Raw genomic sequence first — 17,789 nt, forward strand, 5'->3', positions numbered from 1 at the left:
TCCAGGACTCTCCCTGGATCAATCGAGTGCGGCATTCGTGAGCTATGACCCATAGAATGAACCCAAAGCTCCCATCGACGGAAAGAGTGAGTCGTGATTGAAGAAACACTGGCAGAGGCCAGAGAGAAAATGGACAAGGCCGTGGAATTCACACAGGAGGACTTCTCGTCCATCCGCACCGGCCGCGCCAACCCCGCGCTGTTCGCTTCCATCGAGATCGAATACTACGGTGCGCCGACCCCGCTGCAGCAGCTGGCCTCATTCCAGACCCCGGAAGCCCGCACGATCCTCGTGACTCCCTACGACCGGGGAGCGCTGGGCGACATTGAGACTGCTCTGCGCAATTCGGACATCGGCGCCAACCCCGCCAACGACGGCAACGTCATCCGCGTGGTGCTCCCGGAACTCACCGAGGAACGCCGCAAGGAATACGTGAAGATCGTCAAGGGCAAGGCCGAAGACGGCAAGGTGTCGATCCGCAACATCCGTCGTCACGCCAAGGAGACCCTTGAGCGCATCAAGAAGGACGGCGAGGCCGGTGAGGACGAAGTCGCACGCGGAATCTCCGAACTCGACGATCTGACGAAGAGCAAGGTCGACAATGTCGACAAGCTTCTGTCCCAGAAGGAAGCTGAGCTCCTCGAGGTCTGATGATTTCGTTGACCGGGCCAGACAACCCAGCGTCAGATCCGGCTCCCCTCGGGGGGCCGGATCCGGTTCCGTATACGTCAGGGTCTGACGCCCCATTCCCGAAGCGCAGGGACCTGCGCAACTCCGGCAAGGACTACTCGCCGAAAGATCCGGAGACCAACCCGGCCGCGGCGACCAACTCTGCCGCGGAGACCGGGCAGAACGTCCCCGAGGTGGCAGAGAAGGACTACGGGAAGGCCGGACGGAACCTGCCGGCTGCGATCGGCATCGGGCTGCTCATCGGCGGAATCGTCCTGGCCTCCCTCATCGTCTTCCCGATCTCCTTCCTCTTCATCATCCTCATCGCCATCGTCGCCGCGATGTGGGAACTGGCCAACGCACTGTCGCGTTCGGGATCACTCGTGTCGCGGATACCGACCATGGTCTCGGCCGCCTGTATGGTGCTCGCGACCTTCGTCGGCGGCCGCGAGGCACTGTGGGTGACCTTCGCCGCCAGCGCCGGCGCGGTGATGCTCTTCACCATGGTCGAGCGACGCAAGAACGCGGTCAAAGATGTCTCGCTGTCCCTGTTCGCGCTGACCTATGTCGGACTCATGGCCTGCTTCGTCGTGTACCTGCTGACCCAACCCGACGGCAATCTCTACGTCATCCTGTTCCTCGCCAGCGTGGTGGCCTCGGACACCGGCGGCTACGTCTTCGGCGTCCTCTGGGGCAAGCACCCGATCGCCCCGAGGATCTCCCCGAAGAAGTCGTGGGAGGGCTACATCGGCTCGGTGGTCTTCGCCGCAGCAGTCGCGACGACCCTGGCGCTGACTCTCTTCGATGCTCCGTTCTGGACCGGACTGGTCTTCGGAGTCGTCATCCCAGCCTTCGCCACGCTCGGCGACTTCAGCGAATCGATGATCAAACGCGATCTCGACCTCAAGGACATGGGAACTCTGCTGCCAGGTCACGGCGGTGTCATGGACCGACTCGATTCGATCCTGCCCACCGCACCGGTTGCTCTGGTGATGTTCTCGGTTCTGCCCGGCTATCTCTGATCCGCTGCGATCCGACTCGTATCGGCGTCCCTCACGCGCCGATGGCCCTCACCCATCTGCCGTGGCGGCGCACACACCCCACGAGAATTGCTCTCATGAGACAATGGACGAGTGAGTTCTCAAGCAGGTAACAGGCAGACCCGGCCCGTCGTCGAACACGCAGACGGCACGACGTCGAAGACACCGACGCGTGATGGCCGTCCGCTGCTCAATTTCAAATCTCCGCGAGCCAGTCAGCCGAAGCAGCATCTGGCCGACATGACGATGGACGAACGCATCGACGCGGTCAAGGAGATGGGACTGCCCGCCTTCCGCGCGAAGCAGATCTCGACCCACTACTTCTCGCACTACCAGACCGACGTCGAGTCCATGACGGACCTGCCCAAGGACCTGCGGGCGGACCTGCAGGAACGGTTCTTCCCCCATCTCCTGACCGAGGTTCGTCGTCTGCGAACCGCCAACGGCGACACGATCAAATTCCTGTGGCGTCTCTACGACGGCGCGCTCGTCGAATCGGTGCTGATGCGCTATCGCAACCGCGTCACCCTGTGCGTCTCCAGCCAGTGCGGCTGCGGCATGAACTGTCCCTTCTGCGCGACAGGGCAGCAGGGTCTGACACGCAATATGTCCGCGGCCGAGATCGTCGAACAGGTCATCCGTGCCAACCAGGTCATCGCCGCCGGCGAACTCGCACCGGCACCCTCAGGGGACATGCCGGCGGAGGGGGAGACAGCGCTCGGTGCCGAATCCGATGAGGACCAGGGCGAGACCTCTGAGGCCACGGTCGACGCATCGGACACGACCACCTCGGCGACGGGACCCGAACGGGTCTCCAACATCGTCTTCATGGGCATGGGTGAGCCACTGGCCAACTACAAGCGAGTGATGAACGCGGTGCGCCGGTTCGTCGAACCCGCACCGCAGGGACTGGGAATGTCGGCCCGCCGCATCACCATCTCCACGGTCGGCCTGGTCCCGGGCATCAACAAGCTCGCGGCCGAGGACATCCCCGTCACCTTCGCCCTCAGCCTCCACGCACCCGATGATGAGCTGCGCGATGAGATGATCCCGGTCAACACCCGGTGGAAGGCCGATGAGGCCATCGACGCCGCGTACAACTACTACCAGGTGACGGGACGTCGCGTGAGCATCGAATACGCGCTCATCAAGGACATGAACGATCACCCCTGGCGGGCAGAGCTGCTGGCGAAGAAGCTCAACGCTCGCGGTCGCGGCTGGGTCCACGTCAATCCGATTCCGCTCAACCCGACTCCGGGCTCCGTGTGGACCGCGTCGGAACCGGAGGTGGCAGACGAATTCGTGCGCCGGCTCATCGACCAGGGGATCCCCACGACCATCCGCGATACCCGCGGCTCGGACATCGACGGAGCCTGCGGACAGCTCGCTGCAGCCGACTGAGAAGTCGCGAACACGCATTTTCCGCGTCCGCCATTTATCATGGTGGAAATGACCAATACGCACGATTCGCTTCTGGAGGCAACATGGCGGACACGACTTTCCCCCGAATGTCCGGATGGAAGAACGGCTACGACCCGAAACAGGTCGACAGCTTCTTCAAACGTGCGCGCGAATCCTTCGAACGTCCCACCCCACAGCCCGGCGACCTCGACTCCCGGGCGGTGCGCACGGTCGGCTTCGATCTGGTGCGCAAGGGATACCACGTCGCCGTCGTCGATGCCGCACTCGACCGACTCGAAGACGCCTTCGCCAAACAGGCACGTGACCGCCTCATCGCACAGTCGGGCCAAGATGCCTGGGTATCGGAACTGACACGTGTGGCCGCGTCCCTGCGGGGACGTCTGGTCCGCGAACCCGGTGAGCACTTCGACAATCCGGCCCCCGGCGTCATCGGCTACGACATCGAACAGGTCGATGACATGTGCGAGAAGGTCAACGCCTACTTCACGCAGGGAGTCGCGATGAGCGTCGACCAGGTTCGCCGTGTCCTGTTCAAGACGGCCAAGGGCAACAAGGCCTACGACGAGGACCAAGTCGATGCCTTCATCGACCGCGTCGTCGAGGTGATGGCCTCCGTTGACTGATTTCCACTACTTCGAACAGCCAAGCGACACGTCCTCAGGCACACTCAACCCTGTGTTCGAGCTGCTCGACTACCCGATCGTCATGGGCGGCGCCGATGACATCGTCCTGACCGGTCCGACTCCGGACAGACCACTGGTCGATGGCCGCGAAGTCACCGATCCGCGGCTGATCAGAGCACTGTCGAAACCCGATGAGCTCGACCGCGCCGAGGTGCTGGATCGGAGCGCGAAGTTCGCCGGTGTCCTCCGTGCCATGGGGATCACCGGCAGCGAAGGCGAACGGATCCTCATCGCCGAGGATGTGCCGCCGATCTCGCGGGCGCTGAGCATCCTCGGTGCCGTCCGCATCGGACTGAGCATCGATGTACGCTCCGAACCCGCCGCCGACGACAGCACAACAGACACCACCACGGTGTTCGTCCACCCGATCGAAGCACCACCCGTCGAATCGGGACGGGCGTCGGTCAAGGCCATCCGCTCACGCTTCGAAGGCGTGGGAATCGCGATCGCGGGGGAGACAGCGAACCTCGATCAGGCGATGAGAGACTCACGAGTCGAGCCGACAGAAGTGGTCGCACTGACACCCGACCAGGCTCTCATCCACACCGACGAGAAGTCCCTCGACGCACGATCGAGCCTCGAGTGGCTGACCCGGGAGATTCTCGCTGAGGCCTGACGCCTCCGCTTCACACGAATCTGCGCAGCTCGACCAGCCCACGGTGGCGGCCCGACTGCGCGCGGCAGGGTGCGTCTTCGCCGAAGACGAAGCCCGCATCCTCATCGATGCTGCGACGTCCTCTGCGCACGTGGCGAGATCGCCCGGCCTCGCAGCTCAGAAGAGCAATGGCCTCCTGGCCGAACTCATCGCCCGCCGAGTTGCCGGCGAACCTCTCGAGCAGATAGTCGGATGGGTCGAATTCGCGGGGCAGCGACTACACGTCGCACCCGGCGTGTTCGTGCCTCGGCAGAGAACCGCACTGCTGGCGAAGGCGACGATGCGCGCCGTGGAGGCAGCCGGGGCTGGGGCACAGTTCCTCGAAGCCTTCTGTGGAGTGGGGCCGGTGGCTACCACGGTGTCCCGGGCACTGCCGGAAACGCAGATCCACCTCGGCGATCATGACGATACGGCGCTTGAGTGTGCACGCAAGAACGTCGGACCCGGCGCCGACTGCCACCGACTCACATGTCTGGAGGGTCTGCCGCAGTCTCTGCTGGGCAGCTTCGATGTCATCTCCGCAGTCCCGCCCTATGTTCCCGACGCTGCTGCGGAGTTCCTTCCCAGAGAGGCGATCGAGCATGAGGCACCGACAGCGCTGTTCGGAGGAGCTGACGGTTTGGACCTCGTGCGCTGCCTCATCCGGGACTCAGGCGAGTGGTTGGCCCCGGGAGGGGTGCTGCTCATCGAACTCGGCCGCGAACAGCAGCACACGGCCGCTGACTTCGCAGAGACCCGGGGACTCAGCGCCAGTTGCCTCCTCGGCGATGACTCGCAGACCACTGTGCTCGAGCTGCGGTGACCGGGGCCAGCAGGCCACACGACCTCACCTGACGCCCGACAGTTGTGCCAAGCGCCCGGCAGTAGTGCCCGGCGCCTGACGCCTGAGGCCCGGCAGTTGTACCCGGCACCTGACGCCCGACAGTTGTGCCCGCGCAACGACGGCAACCGCTTGCCGGAAGTGTGGGAGTACAGCATTTGTGCTCTACGTACACACTTCCGGCAAGCGGTTGCTGTCCGGCACTGAGAGCAAGCGCGGCGCCCCTGCTGCCGCTGCTGCAGCCGCAGCGCGTGAGCGTCAGTTGGCGAAGGCGTTGATTCCGGTGAGGCTGCGGCCCAGCGTGAGCTGATGGACCTCGTGGGTGCCCTCATAGGTGAGCACCGTCTCGAGGTTGACGGCATGGCGCAGTGGTGGGTATTCGCTCGTGATGCCCGAACCGCCGAAGAGTGCGCGCAGGTCACGGCACACGTTCATCGCCGTGTCGACGTTGACCATCTTGCCCAGGCTGATCTGTTCGGGACGCACGCCCTGCTCCGAGTCCTTGAGCTTACCCAGGTGGGCAGCGAGCAGGGTGATCTGCGAGTACTGGCCGAAGGCCTTCGCGAGCTTCTGCTGGCTGATCTGGAACGAAGACAGCGGACGGTCGAACTGAATGCGGGTCCCGGTGTACTCCAGCGCGGACTGCAGGGCGTCGCGGGCAGCGCCGGTGACGCCGAAGACGATTCCGTAGCGGGCCTCGGACAGGCATGACAGCGGACCTTTCAAGCCCTTGGCTTTGGGCAGCATGGCGTCTTCGGGCAGGCGCACGTTGTCGAGGACGATCTCGCCGGTGATCGAGGCACGCAGTGAGATCTTGCGGCGGATCTCCGGCGTCTGGACGCCCTCAGTGTCGCTGGGGACGACGAATCCTCTGACAACGGGCTTGCCCTTGGAATCGGTCTCCTCGGTCTTGGCCCAGACGACCATGACATCGGAGACGGGGGAGTTCGTGATCCACATCTTCGCGCCGTTGAGGATCCAATCGGATCCGTCCTTCTTCGCGGTCGTCTTCATGCCCGAGGGGTCGGAGCCGACGTCCGGTTCGGTCAGACCGAAGCAGCCGATGGCCTTGCCTGCAGCCATCTTCGGCAGCCATTCTTCCTTCTGCGCCTCGGAGCCGAAGTGGTGGATGGCGAACATGGCCAATGATCCCTGGACCGATACGAGCGAGCGCAGACCCGAGTCCACGGCTTCGAGCTCCCGGCAGGCCAGGCCGTACTGGGTGGCGGTGGATCCGCCGCATCCGTAGCCGTCGAGGTGCATGCCGAGGAGGCCGAGTTCGCCGAGTCCCTCCGCGAGCTCTCGGGCGGGGATCGTGGCATCGAGGAAGTAGTCGCCGATCTTGTCGCGGACGTTCTCATCAAGCCATTTCTTGACGATCGACGCGAACTCGAGGTCATCTTCCTCGAAGACCGAATCCAATCCCAGAATGTCGTCGGGGCTCAGCGTTGCACTCATAAAAACCTCTCTCGCCTTTGATTCGCATTGCATATCTCACGTCGCCGATGACACCGATGTCGAGTCATTTCCCAGAGAACTTTGGCATTATCGGTAGGCGTGAGCAAACGTAGAATCATTGTAGTCGGCTCGACTGGTTCGGTCGGTACCCAGGCCCTCGATGTCCTGACAGAGAACGCAGCGGACTTCGAGGTCATCGGCCTCGCTGCCGGAACCCAACTCGATGCGCTGGTCGTCCAAGCCCTCGAATTCTCGGTCCCCGTCATCGGTCTCACCAGCCCACCTGAGGGCGGCCCGAGCGAGATCCGGCGGCGTCTGGAGCAGGCCGCAGGTGAACGCGGGATCAGTGATCCCGTCCGTGAGATCCACGTGGGCCCCGATGCCGCCGAGGTGGTCGCTGGGGCAGCTGCCGACATCGTCCTCAACGCGGTGACCGGAGCCGCCGGACTCGGTGCGACCCTGGCCGCCCTCGACCGCGGCACCGACGTCGCGCTGGCCAACAAGGAGTCTCTGATCATCGGCGGCTCGATCGTCCTCGATGCTGCGGCCCGGACCGGAGCCGCCCTGATTCCCGTCGACAGTGAGCACTCCGCGATCGCCCAGGCCCTGCGCTCGGGCACCCACGGCGAGGTGAGCAAGCTCGTCATCACCGCCTCCGGCGGACCGTTCCGCGGCATGACCCGCGATGCGCTGCGCCGTGTCACCCCGGCTCAGGCACTCAAACACCCCACCTGGTCGATGGGCTCGATGATCACCATCAACTCCGCGACCCTGGTCAACAAGGGCCTCGAAGTCATCGAGGCCCACCTCCTCTTCGACATCGACTTCGACCACATCGAAGTCGTCGTCCACCCGCAGTCCCAGATCCACTCGATGGTCGAGTTCAGCGACGCCTCGACGATTGCGCAGATCTCCCCGCCGGACATGCGCCTGCCCATCGCCTATGCCCTCGGCACTCAGAGTGACGGTCAGACTCGGCGGCTGGCATCCGGGGCGGTGGCCAACAACTGGGGACAGCCGATGCACTGGTCCTTCGAACCCGTCAACCACATCGCCTTTCCGGCACTGGGCCTGGCCGTTGAGGCAGGACGGAAGCGGAAGAGCTTCCCCGCGGTGTTCAATGCCGCCAACGAGATCCTCGTCGAAGCCTTCGTCGGCGGTGAGATCCCGTTCACCGGAATCGACAAGGGAATCGAACGGGCACTGCAGGCCCACGAACCCGCCGCCGAGCACACCGTCGAGACCGTCCTCGCCGCCGACGCCTGGGCTCGCGAGTTCGCCCGTGAGGACCTGAGAGCCCAGACCGCGTCCGCACAGGGCACGAACCTCGGCGGCTCCTGATATGACAATCGTCCTCTACATCATCGGGATCGTCCTGTTCCTGATCGGGATCTCAATCTCGATCGGACTCCACGAGCTCGGCCATCTGACACCGGCGAAGAAGTTCGGAGTCAAGGTCACCCATTACATGGTCGGCTTCGGCCCAACGGTCTTCTCCTTCCGCCGCGGCGAGACGGAATACGGCATCAAGGCACTTCCTCTGGGCGGATTCATCGCCATGCCGGGAATGTACCCTCCGCTCAAGGCGACGACGCGCCGGGCCGGCTCGACCTCCGGCGGTGCTGCCCAGCACGCTGACGACGCGCTCGGCGATGACCACCTCGGCGATGGTGCGGTTGAGGGAACCGCCGACACCGACCTCGCCACCGATGTTCCCAGCCGACCGCGGAGGCAGCGGCGCGGGCGCCTGTTCGAGAACACGATGGCCGATGCCCGGGACTACTCGAACCAGGAGATCGAACCGGGGGAGGAGCACCGGACCTTCTACGCCCTGAACGTGCCCAAACGGCTCGTCGTGATGTTCGCAGGCCCCCTGGTCAACCTCGTTCTCGGGATCATCATCATGGCGATCTCACTTATCGGCATCGGGATCATGACCCCGACGACCACGGTGCAGACCGTCGTCGAATGCGCGGTTCCCGCCTCTGAAGCAGCGGAGCGTCCCGCGGACCAGAAGAAGAGCTGTCAGGACGATGATCGGCTCACCCCCGCATGGGAAGCCGGAATCAAACCAGGCGATGACATCACCTCTGTCGCCGGCGTCTCCACCGACAGCTGGGACGAACTCTCCAGCGTTATCAAGGACCATGCCGGCCAGCGGGTCGACGTGGAGTTCACCCGCGATGGTCGCACTCAGAACGTCAACGTCCCGATCATCGCCCATGAGCAGGCCCGTGTCGATGACAGCGGACAGCCCGTGATGAACGCCGACGGCACACCGCAGACCGTGACCGAGGGATTCTTCGGCGTCGGTCCCGTCCAAGAGCGTCAGGCGCTGCCGCTGAACGAGTTCCCCGGTGCAGTCTGGGATCAGGTCAGCGGCGTCTTCCACGCCATCGTGACCCTGCCGGTCAAGCTCGTCGACATCGCCGAGGTGGCCACCGGTTCGAAGGAACGTGACGCCGAGGGTCTGGTCGGGATGGTCGGAGTCGGCCGGATAGCCGGCGAGATCGTATCGACGGACCAGCTCCAGATCGTCGACAAAGCCCAGGTGGGGCTGGGCATGTTGGGATCACTCAACATCTTCCTGTTCGCCTTCAACATGATTCCGCTGCTGCCGCTCGACGGCGGACACATCGCAGTGGGCCTCTACGAGGGCGCCCGCCGGCAGATCAACAAGATCCGTGGGCGCGGCAAGATCGGCCCCTTCGACACGGCCCGGCTGCTGCCTCTGACCTACGTCGTCATCGGTCTGATGCTGTGCATGACGGCGCTGCTCGTCTACGTCGACCTCGTCAAACCCGTCACGCTCGACGCGATCTTCAACTCCGGGTAGGCAGGCTCCGGAGAGGCACCCTCAGCTGCTCAGCGAGATCGTCTGCACCTCGCCGAGGTGGTCCAAGCTCACCGTGATCGTCGCCGTCGTGATCGTCGCAATCGTGTTCGCCGAGTCGGTTTCTCCTCCGGTCCGCGAGTCAGAAACAGTCACGGTCCCCTTCAGCGGAGTCGTCATGGTGACATCGTCAGGTGTGAAGGGCTGAGTCAGCTGCAGCTCGTGTCTCCACGCGTCGAATCGTTCACGGCGTTCGGCACGGGGCTCGTCGAGGTCCATGTTGACGGTGAAGAGTTCGTCGGCGACGCTCTCGTCGAAGTCGATGACCAGGTTCGCTGCCCGCAGCACGGTCGCGGACTGTTCGGGTGCGACGAGGTGGTGAGGCGCCGGCACCGAGGTGGATGTGCGTGTCAGCCGCAGACCGGGATCGCCCGTGGCCGCGGCCCAGCCGGCGTCGACGGCGTCTCTGACGGTGCTTTCGGCCGGGTAGTACGTCGTATTGCCCAACACGACGATGCTCAGGCCCAGGTCTGGGAGCCAGCGCATGTGCGAGCCGTACCCGGGGTAGCCGCCGGAATGGCAGACGACGCGACCGAAGCGGGAGTCGAGACGGGGCTGCAGGCCGAAGCCGTAGTTGACGGATTCGATATGGTGCTCGCTTCTCTGCACCTCGACGAGTCGATGCGACTGCTGGTTGTCCGTGAGGATCCGCGGCAGTGCTCCCGGCGCATAGGCGTCGAGGTCGTCCAGGGCGTCCATATGGGCATTCATCCAAGTGCCGATGTCGTTGACCGTGGAGATGGCTCCGCCGATCGGAGAGAAGACGCCTGGGCCGGTGAGTTCGGCCGGGTGGCCTTCGCCGTTGCGGTCGATGCGGATGCCGGGCATCAGGTCTGGGAAATCGGCGACGTCGAAACCGGTGCGACTGAGACCGAAAGGATGCAGCACCTCGGCGGTGACGAATTCGATGAACGACTTCCCGGTCAAGGATTCCGTGACGAGCCCGAGGAGTGCGTAGCCGAGGTTGGAGTACTCGTATCCGGTATCGGCTGGGGCGATGGGGATGGCTCCGCGCTTGATGTAGTCGATGAGTTCGGTGCGCGTCATCGCCTCCACCCGATCGGCCCAAGGGTCGTCCTTCGTGAACCCGGTGCCCATCGTCAGCGCCTGTCGGCAGGTGCGGTCGGCAATCGAAGTGCCTGTGAGTTCGGGGATGATCCGGTCCAGCGGGCTGTCAAGATCCAGACCATCGGCGGCGAGGAGACCGATGGCGGCGGCCGTGAAGGACTTCGTCATCGACGCGATCCGGTACGGAACGTCGCCATTGGCAGCTGTCCCCGTCTCGCCTCGGCGAAAGACACCCCAGGCGAGTGTTCCGCCCTGCTCTGCGAGGGCATCGGCTGCAGTCTCGAGGCGACCGACGATGGCCTGGACATCGGGGTGGGTGAACGGCATTGAAGCTCCTCGGCTCACAGACATCTCCTCTGCTCGGATCTTCTGATCGGACGGCAAGTTTCCTTCACAATACCTGCGAAAGGATGCTGTGGTGAGCGATCACACCGTGGTCGAGGAGCCCGGACACGGTTTGACGTCCTACAATATGAATGACTCGAACGATCAGTCTGGTCACTAGTCGTCAATGAAGGGATTGTCTTCGTGACATCGGTCAACCTCGGAATGCCTGCCCCACCACCTCCTGTGCTCTCGCCGCGACGGAAGACGAGACAGATCCAGGTCGGAAAGGTCGGCGTCGGTTCCGATTTCCCTGTCAGCGTCCAGTCGATGACGACGACTCAGACCACAGACATCAACGCCACTCTGCAGCAGATCGCCGAGCTCACAGCCTCGGGCTGTGACATCGTGCGTGTGGCCTGCCCGTCGCCCGATGATGCTGCGGCGCTGCCGGCGATCGCGCAGAAGTCGCAGATTCCGGTCATCGCCGACATCCACTTCCAGCCGAAGTACGTCTACGCCGCGATTGACGCCGGTTGCGCCGCTGTGCGTGTCAACCCCGGCAACATCCGCAAGTTCGACGACCAGGTCAAGGAGATCGCGAAGGCGGCAAGTGACGCCGGAACCTCGATCCGGATCGGTGTCAATGCCGGATCGTTGGACAAGCGGATCATGGAGAAGTACGGCAAGGCCACTCCGGAGGCGCTCGTCGAGTCCGCCGTGTGGGAGGCATCGCTGTTCGAAGAGCACGACTTCCACGACTTCAAGATCTCCGTCAAGCACAACGACCCTGTGGTCATGGTTCGGGCATACGAGATGCTCGCTGAGCGCGGCGACTGGCCCCTGCACCTGGGCGTGACCGAGGCCGGGCCCGCCTTCCAGGGCACGATCAAATCCGCCACCGCCTTCGGCACACTGCTGTCGCAGGGCATCGGCGACACGATCCGCGTCTCCCTCTCGGCCCCTCCCGTGGAGGAGATCAAGGTCGGCAACCAGATCCTGGAGAGTCTCAACCTCAAACCTCGCAAACTCGAAATCGTCTCGTGCCCGTCCTGTGGACGTGCCCAGGTCGACGTGTACTCGTTGGCGGACAAGGTCACAGCTGGACTTGAAGGTATGGAAGTTCCTCTGCGAGTCGCTGTCATGGGCTGCGTCGTCAACGGTCCCGGTGAGGCGCGCGAAGCCGACCTCGGTGTGGCCAGCGGCAACGGCAAGGGCCAGATCTTCGTCAAGGGTGAGGTCATCAAGACCGTGCCCGAGGCCCTGATCGTCGAGACCCTCATCGAAGAGGCCAATCGCATCGCAGCGGAGTCCGACGCCCCGTCCGGATCTCCCGACGTCGTCGTCGGCTGATACCCGACCCGTTCGGAAAACTGCCCGGTGTGTGAGGATCAGAACAAGGAGGCTCTCCCGTGCTGAGAGTCACTCGTCTGGGACATCAGCACACCGGTTGGCTCAAGAGTCTGCTCGCGCTCAACCCGTGTGAGAACGTCTACCTCATCGCGCTGCTCGAAGTCACGGGTACAGCGCAGATGGGCTCACCCGCCGGTTCCCTGCTGGGTGTCTTCGATGGCGACCGGCCGGTGGCAGCCTACTGGGTGGGCGGCAACATCATTCCCGTGGCTGCGACCCCAGGAACGAATCAGGCATTGGCGCAGAAGCTCAATGCCGATGGGCGCTACTCCTGCTCCCTCATCGGTTCCCGTGAGATCATCCTCGATCTGCACAGCCGCCTGAACTGGGGACGCCCCCGCGGCATCCGTGACCGGCAGCCGCTGTTGGCGATCAGCTCAGACCCCTTGATCGAACCCGACGAGGCGGTGCGACTGGTCACGGTGGAACAGCTGCCCGCGGTGTTCTCAGCCAGTGTCGACATGTTCACCAACGAGGTGGGCTTCTCTCCGATCGAAGGCGGCCAGTCAAGCTATCTGGCTCGCGTCCGCAACATCATCAGGGGTAAGAACTGCTTTGCCCGCATCTCGGACACACTGCCCCAAGGTGGCCCGGTGCGACGCTGGCCCGCGACGGACCAGCCCGAGCAGGTGCTGTTCAAAGCAGACATCGGCATCCGGGCACCGCGCATCGTTCAGGTTCAGGGCGTCTGGGTCCATCCCGACGTGCGGCAGCAGGGTCTGGGTGCTGCAGGAATGGCGGCAGTCGTGGCGCAGACCAGGGCGGCCGGGCACTCCACTGTGAGCCTCTACGCCAATGATTACAACGAGGTGGCCCTGCGCATGTACACACGGGTCGGCTTCGAACAGGTCGGCACCTTCGCCACGATCATGTACTGACCGGCCGCAGCGACGGCGTCAAGGCGGCCTCCGACCAGCCCCGCACCGGCCACGGACCAGCCCCCGACCAGCCTCGGACCAATGACAACGCGTGGCAGAATCTCGCGTCGAGAGCAGAGCTTCGCGTCGAGAGCAGAGCTTCGCGTCGAGAGCAGAGCTCAGAACGGAGAGCCGACTTCAGGGAGTGTGCTTTCGAGGCTGCGATCGTCTCTCGACGACGTCAGGCGCAGAGACGGCTGAGACGGCAGCGACGGTTTCAGGGGTCTCGGCGGTCTCGGTTCCGAGGCTTGGCCATGTCGCCCAGGAACTTCTCCATCTCCCGGCGGTCCTTCTTCGTCGGTCGACCCAAGCCCTTGTCTCTGCGGGGGACGAATCCACGCAGAGCAGGATCCGGCGGCGGGGTGAGATCCTCATAGCACTGCACGGCGATCGATGACTGCGGACGTGTGGGTACGAAGCCGGTGATCTTCCAGATGAACTCGGTGCTGGCCTTGCGTACGCGCACCTCTTGGCCGATGGAGACCTTCTGCGCTGCCTTGACACGCTGACCCTCGACTTGGACGTGACCGCCACGGCAGGCCTGAGTAGCCAGGTTTCGGGTCTTGAACATCCTTGTCGTCCACAGCCACACGTCCACGCGAACGTGCTTGCCGGGTGAGCGGTCAATCTCCACGGTCAGCCTCCACTACCTCAACTACCTCAACTACCTCAACTACCTCAACTACCTCAACTACCTCAGTGTCCATCACAGCCGGCCTCCGCTGCGTCGATGTGCGCCGGCCTCCGCTGCGTATGAGCACCATCCTCAGTGCCCACCATCGTCAGCATCGATCCTCGGGCCCACGATGTCTGCATCGCGACGCAGGGCGATCTCGGCGCGGCGGGTGAATGTCTGCGCGGGGCGGCCGCGTCCCTGGGACACGGCCTGACCGGTGGGTGCCAGCAGCGGCAGCATCGTGCGGCGGAAGGTGTCTGCCTGCAGGTCCTCTCCCGAGACGATCTCATGCAGCTCACGCAGCTGCCGCAGCGAGAACTCGTCCGGAAGCAGCCCGAACGGGTCGGGCGTGCGCTCATGCAGCGAACGCAGGCGGTGGACCGCAACTCGGACGATCTCCTGATGTTCGGCGCTGAGCTCACGGACCGAATGCACGGGTGCCAGTTTGCGCCGGCGCGCGTCCTTAGGGTCGGGCTCGGTCTCCGGGGAACTCGCGTCTCCGAATCCCACATCTCTCGTCGACAGCACATCGAGGTGCGCCACGGAGATCACCCACCCGCGATCGTCACGATCGGGCTGGTCGAAGACATGGAGCTGAACTGGGGCGCGATCGATGAGCCGCGCTTTTTCACGCAGGCACCGGGCAACAGCCTCGGCGAGTCGTTCCTGGGGCCGAAGAATCGACCCCGGCAGCTGCCACGCGCCGTCGCCGGAATGGGTGAGGAGCACGTGCAGGCCACGTCGGGGGACGGGGCAGAGGACCGCGGTGTCGACCGCGACCGAGGGCCGCGGGAACTGCGTCAGTTGAGTGGAATCAGGCATGCTCTTCGTATCGGTCAGCGAGTCGGTCGGGTCAGCGAATCGGCCTGAATCGCTCAGGCCCTGGTGGACGTGTGTGCCCACCAGTCTAATTCGCTTCCATCACCTGAGAAATCCAGGCCCATCACTCGACGAATCGATGGTCGGCTCGCGGCAGAATCGGACTTGCCAGATGACTGTCCTCGGTCGCCGGTCTGATCGGTTCTGCCTCATAATTGCCGTGCGGATACTCGCGTGCGATAGTGTTCGATCTGAGTCTTGACAAGTTGAGGAGTATCACCCATGGCCCTGCGCATGTCGTCCCTGTTTGTGCGAACCCAGAAGGAGGACCCGGTCGGAGCCGAGGTCGCCAGCCACAGACTTCTGCACCGTGCGGGATACATCCGCCGATCGGCCCCGGGGATCTACACATGGCTGCCGTTGGGACTGAAGGTCCTGGGCAAGATCGAAGCCATCGTGCGCGAGGAGATGGCCACAGCCGGATCGCAGGAAGTCCATTTCCCTGGACTGCTGCCCGCCGATCCGTACCGGAAGTCCGGACGCTGGGAGGCCTTCGGTCCCGATCTGTTCCACCTCAAGGACCGCAGGGACAACGACTACATCCTCGCCCCCACCCACGAAGAGGTCTTCACCCTTCTCGTCAAGGATCTCTACTCCTCCTACAAGGACCTCCCGCTCTCGATCTTCCAGGTCCAGACCAAATACCGTGACGAGGCCAGGCCCCGCGCAGGCCTGCTGCGCGGACGCGAGTTCATCATGAAGGACGCCTACTCCTTCGACATCGACGACGCCGGACTCGACGCCTCCTACGAAGCGATGCGCGTGGCCTACCTGCGGGCCTTCGCCCGACTCGGCCTGCCCTGCCTGCCGGTCAAGGCCACCCCCGGAGCCATGGGCGGCTCCGGCACCGAGGAGTTCATCTACCCCTCCGAGGTCGGCGAGGACACCTTCGTCCGCTCACCCGGAGGATACGCCGCCAACGTCGAGGCCGTGACCTCGATCGTGCCCGAGACGATCCCGTATCAGAACTCACCCGCCGCTCACGTCGAGGACACCCCTGACACACCTACCATCGAGTCCCTCGTTGATGCCGCAAATGCGAACCACCCCCGCGAAGACCGCGCCTGGACCGCCGCCGATACGCTCAAGAACGTCGTCTGCGCCGTCACCCACCCCGACGGCACCCGCGAGATCATCGTCATCGGCCTGCCCGGCGATCGTGATGTCGACCTCGACCGCGCCGCCGGCACAGGAATGCTCGGCAACGGCGAAGTCGACCTCGAAGCCGCCACCGCCGAAGACCTCGCCGCCCACCCGGAACTCGTCAAGGGCTACATCGGACCGGGCCTCAACCTCGACAACCAGCTCCTCGGTCTCGAGGGTACCTCGAAGCTCCGTTTCCTCCTCGACCCCCGAGTCGTCGAGGGCACCCGCTGGATCACCGGCGCCAACGAGCCCGGCCGGCACGTCTTCGACCTCGTCGCCGGACGCGACTTCATCGCCGACGGCACCATCGAATCCGCCGAGGTGGTCCTCGGCGACCCCGCACCCGACGGTTCGGGACCGCTCGAGCTGGCACGCGGCGTCGAGATCGGTCAGATCTTCAAGCTCGGCCGCAAGTACGCCGAGGCCCTCGACCTCAAGGTCCTCGACCAGAACGGCAAGGCCACGACCGTGACCATGGGCTCCTACGGCCTCGGCGTCACCCGTGTCATGGCCTGCATCGCGGAGGAATATCACAGCGAATCCGGTCTCCTCTGGCCCCAGCACCTGGCCCCGGCCGATGTGCACATCATCGCGGCAGGCAAGGGCGAGGAGATCGCCGAGGCAGCCGAGACGATGACCGCCGAACTGGAAGCCGAAGGCATCACCGTCCTCCTCGACGACCGCAACAAGGTCTCACCCGGCTTCAAGTTCGCCGACGCCGAACTCATCGGCATCCCGACCGTGATCGTCGTGGGGCGCGGACTGGCCGAGGGCAAGGTCGAGGTCCGCGATCGACTGGCCGATGAGAAGTCAGAACAGCCCGTCGCCGAGGTGGTCGCGGCCACCGTGGCCACGGTCCGCGCCGCCTACGCCAAGGCCGATGCCGCGGCAGACGAGGCGCTCTCCGAAACCTCCGCACGTTGAACCGACGCAGGTGATGGAGGCACTCACCTCAGGCATCGACGTCACTCTCGGTATGCTCCTGTGGCTGCTGGCCGCAGGAGCACTCGCCGGTTGGATCGACGCCGTCGTCGGAGGCGGTGGACTCATTCAGCTCCCGGCACTGCTGCTGGTGCCGGGCATGACACCGGTCCAAGCGGTCGCCACGAACAAGGTGGGTTCGATCGCGGGTACGACCGCCTCGGCGGTGACCTATCTGCGCAAGATCACACCCGACCGATCCGCGACCATCCCGGCCGCGGCCACGGCCTTCCTCGGGGCCGTGCTCGGAGCAAAGCTCGCGACCTTCATCCCCAGCGAGCTCTTCACCCCGATTATCCTCGCCGCACTCATCGGAGTCGGAGCCTTCACGGTTCTCAACCCTAGCCTCGGCGCCGATGCGAGCCTGCGCTTCGGGGAGTCCTCGAAACGCCACCACGGCCTGTCGTGGCTGATCGGCCTGGTCATCGGCATCTACGATGGTGTGCTGGGCCCGGGCACCGGATCGTTCCTCGTCATTGCGTTCGTCACGGTCATCGGATTCTCATTCCTCCAGGCCTCGGCCACGGCGAAGGTGATCAACTGGGCGACGAACTTCGGGGCGCTCGTCTACTTCATCCCCGACGGTCAGGTCGTGTGGGCGCTCGGCCTGGTCGTGGCCGTGGGAAATGTCGCCGGCGGCATCTTCGGGGCGCGGACAGCTCTGAAGAAGGGGTCGGGATTCGTCCGTCTCGTCTTCGTCATCGTGGTCTCCGCGATGATCCTCAAACTCGGCTACGACGTGATC

Annotated in this window: 16 protein-coding genes; 12 read left to right on the forward strand and 4 right to left on the reverse strand. The window is 64.4% G+C overall.

Features of this window, described 5'->3' with window-relative positions; translation table 11 throughout:
- The first annotated feature begins 93 nt into the window (after positions 1–93).
- The 6 genes from frr to JFC13_RS10940 all read left to right on the forward strand — a co-directional run bounded on the left by frr (position 94) and on the right by JFC13_RS10940 (position 5,271).
- Positions 94–651, forward strand: a complete 558-nt coding sequence (frr, locus tag JFC13_RS10915; protein ID WP_198397082.1) for a ribosome recycling factor — start codon at positions 94–96, stop codon at positions 649–651.
- Complete coding sequence (locus JFC13_RS10920; RefSeq protein WP_198397083.1) at positions 651–1,691, forward strand: phosphatidate cytidylyltransferase; 1,041 nt, start codon at positions 651–653, stop codon at positions 1,689–1,691. Before frr ends, JFC13_RS10920 begins: the two co-directional genes overlap by 1 nt.
- A 111-nt stretch (positions 1,692–1,802) precedes the next feature.
- Positions 1,803–3,110: a 23S rRNA (adenine(2503)-C(2))-methyltransferase RlmN gene (gene rlmN / locus JFC13_RS10925; RefSeq protein WP_198397084.1), complete on the forward strand. Its 1,308-nt coding sequence runs from the start codon at positions 1,803–1,805 to the stop codon at positions 3,108–3,110.
- 83 nt (positions 3,111–3,193) lie between these two features.
- Positions 3,194–3,754, forward strand: coding sequence for a DivIVA domain-containing protein (locus tag JFC13_RS10930; RefSeq protein WP_198397085.1), 561 nt, complete (start codon positions 3,194–3,196; stop codon positions 3,752–3,754).
- Positions 3,747–4,430 (forward strand): hypothetical protein, encoded by a 684-nt coding sequence (locus tag JFC13_RS10935; RefSeq protein WP_198397086.1) that lies wholly within the window; start codon positions 3,747–3,749, stop codon positions 4,428–4,430. The genes JFC13_RS10930 and JFC13_RS10935 overlap by 8 nt, the downstream gene beginning before the upstream one ends.
- A 43-nt stretch (positions 4,431–4,473) precedes the next feature.
- The gene (locus JFC13_RS10940; RefSeq protein ID WP_198397087.1) at positions 4,474–5,271 is read left to right on the forward strand and encodes a N5-glutamine methyltransferase family protein; all 798 of its coding nucleotides are present in this window, start codon (positions 4,474–4,476) and stop codon (positions 5,269–5,271) included.
- A 276-nt stretch (positions 5,272–5,547) separates the two neighbouring features.
- Here the strand turns inward: JFC13_RS10940 and JFC13_RS10945 are convergent, their stop codons facing one another.
- Positions 5,548–6,747 carry an acyl-CoA dehydrogenase family protein gene (locus JFC13_RS10945; protein WP_198397088.1) on the reverse strand — a complete coding sequence of 400 codons (1,200 nt, stop codon included), beginning with the start codon at positions 6,745–6,747 and terminating at the stop codon, positions 5,548–5,550.
- 99 nt (positions 6,748–6,846) lie between these two features.
- On the opposite strand from JFC13_RS10945, the gene dxr reads away from it, so the two are divergent.
- Both dxr and JFC13_RS10955 read left to right on the forward strand, forming a co-directional pair.
- Positions 6,847–8,088, forward strand: a complete 1,242-nt coding sequence (dxr, locus tag JFC13_RS10950) for a 1-deoxy-D-xylulose-5-phosphate reductoisomerase (RefSeq protein ID WP_198397089.1) — start codon at positions 6,847–6,849, stop codon at positions 8,086–8,088.
- 1 nt (position 8,089) lies between these two features.
- Positions 8,090–9,583, forward strand: coding sequence for a M50 family metallopeptidase (locus JFC13_RS10955; protein WP_198397090.1), 1,494 nt, complete (start codon positions 8,090–8,092; stop codon positions 9,581–9,583).
- A gap of 21 nt (positions 9,584–9,604) precedes the next feature.
- Here the strand turns inward: JFC13_RS10955 and JFC13_RS10960 are convergent, their stop codons facing one another.
- A complete protein-coding gene (locus tag JFC13_RS10960; RefSeq protein WP_198397091.1) occupies positions 9,605–11,035 on the reverse strand; it encodes a serine hydrolase domain-containing protein in 1,431 nt (476 codons plus the stop codon).
- Positions 11,036–11,236: 201 nt separating this feature from the next.
- Between JFC13_RS10960 and ispG the strand changes: the two genes are divergently transcribed.
- Both ispG and JFC13_RS10970 read left to right on the forward strand, forming a co-directional pair.
- Positions 11,237–12,385 carry a flavodoxin-dependent (E)-4-hydroxy-3-methylbut-2-enyl-diphosphate synthase gene (ispG, locus tag JFC13_RS10965; RefSeq protein WP_198397092.1) on the forward strand — a complete coding sequence of 383 codons (1,149 nt, stop codon included), beginning with the start codon at positions 11,237–11,239 and terminating at the stop codon, positions 12,383–12,385.
- Between the two features lie 59 nt (positions 12,386–12,444).
- Positions 12,445–13,323, forward strand: a complete 879-nt coding sequence (locus JFC13_RS10970) for a GNAT family N-acetyltransferase (RefSeq protein ID WP_198397093.1) — start codon at positions 12,445–12,447, stop codon at positions 13,321–13,323.
- A gap of 256 nt (positions 13,324–13,579) precedes the next feature.
- Here the strand turns inward: JFC13_RS10970 and JFC13_RS10975 are convergent, their stop codons facing one another.
- Both JFC13_RS10975 and JFC13_RS10980 read right to left on the reverse strand, forming a co-directional pair.
- The gene (locus JFC13_RS10975; RefSeq protein WP_143922516.1) at positions 13,580–13,996 is read right to left on the reverse strand and encodes an RNA-binding S4 domain-containing protein; all 417 of its coding nucleotides are present in this window, start codon (positions 13,994–13,996) and stop codon (positions 13,580–13,582) included.
- 132 nt (positions 13,997–14,128) lie between these two features.
- Entirely contained in the window at positions 14,129–14,941 is an 813-nt protein-coding gene (locus JFC13_RS10980) for an NUDIX hydrolase (protein ID WP_332839390.1), read from the reverse strand.
- A 198-nt stretch (positions 14,942–15,139) separates the two neighbouring features.
- On the opposite strand from JFC13_RS10980, the gene JFC13_RS10985 reads away from it, so the two are divergent.
- Together JFC13_RS10985 and JFC13_RS10990 are read left to right on the forward strand one after the other, a co-directional pair.
- Positions 15,140–16,987, forward strand: coding sequence for a proline--tRNA ligase (locus tag JFC13_RS10985; RefSeq protein WP_198397094.1), 1,848 nt, complete (start codon positions 15,140–15,142; stop codon positions 16,985–16,987).
- 13 nt (positions 16,988–17,000) lie between these two features.
- The coding region (locus tag JFC13_RS10990) for a TSUP family transporter (RefSeq protein WP_198397124.1) at positions 17,001–17,789 on the forward strand (789 nt) is incomplete at its 3' end.

The sequence above is a fragment of the Brevibacterium antiquum genome, from assembly GCF_016107655.1.
GTDB lineage: Bacteria > Actinomycetota > Actinomycetes > Actinomycetales > Brevibacteriaceae > Brevibacterium > Brevibacterium antiquum.

What these genes read in the sequence shown, in the direction of transcription:
- JFC13_RS10920 (WP_198397083.1), top strand. Translation starts at nt 651, where the DNA reads ATGATTTCGTTGACCGGGCCAGACAACCCAGCGTCAGATCCGGCTCCC.
- JFC13_RS10930 (WP_198397085.1), top strand. Translation starts at nt 3,194, where the DNA reads ATGGCGGACACGACTTTCCCCCGAATGTCCGGATGGAAGAACGGCTAC.
- JFC13_RS10945 (WP_198397088.1), bottom strand. Translation starts at nt 6,747, where the DNA reads ATGAGTGCAACGCTGAGCCCCGACGACATTCTGGGATTGGATTCGGTC.
- JFC13_RS10955 (WP_198397090.1), top strand. Translation starts at nt 8,090, where the DNA reads ATGACAATCGTCCTCTACATCATCGGGATCGTCCTGTTCCTGATCGGG.
- JFC13_RS10960 (WP_198397091.1), bottom strand. Translation starts at nt 11,035, where the DNA reads ATGCCGTTCACCCACCCCGATGTCCAGGCCATCGTCGGTCGCCTCGAG.
- JFC13_RS10985 (WP_198397094.1), top strand. Translation starts at nt 15,140, where the DNA reads ATGGCCCTGCGCATGTCGTCCCTGTTTGTGCGAACCCAGAAGGAGGAC.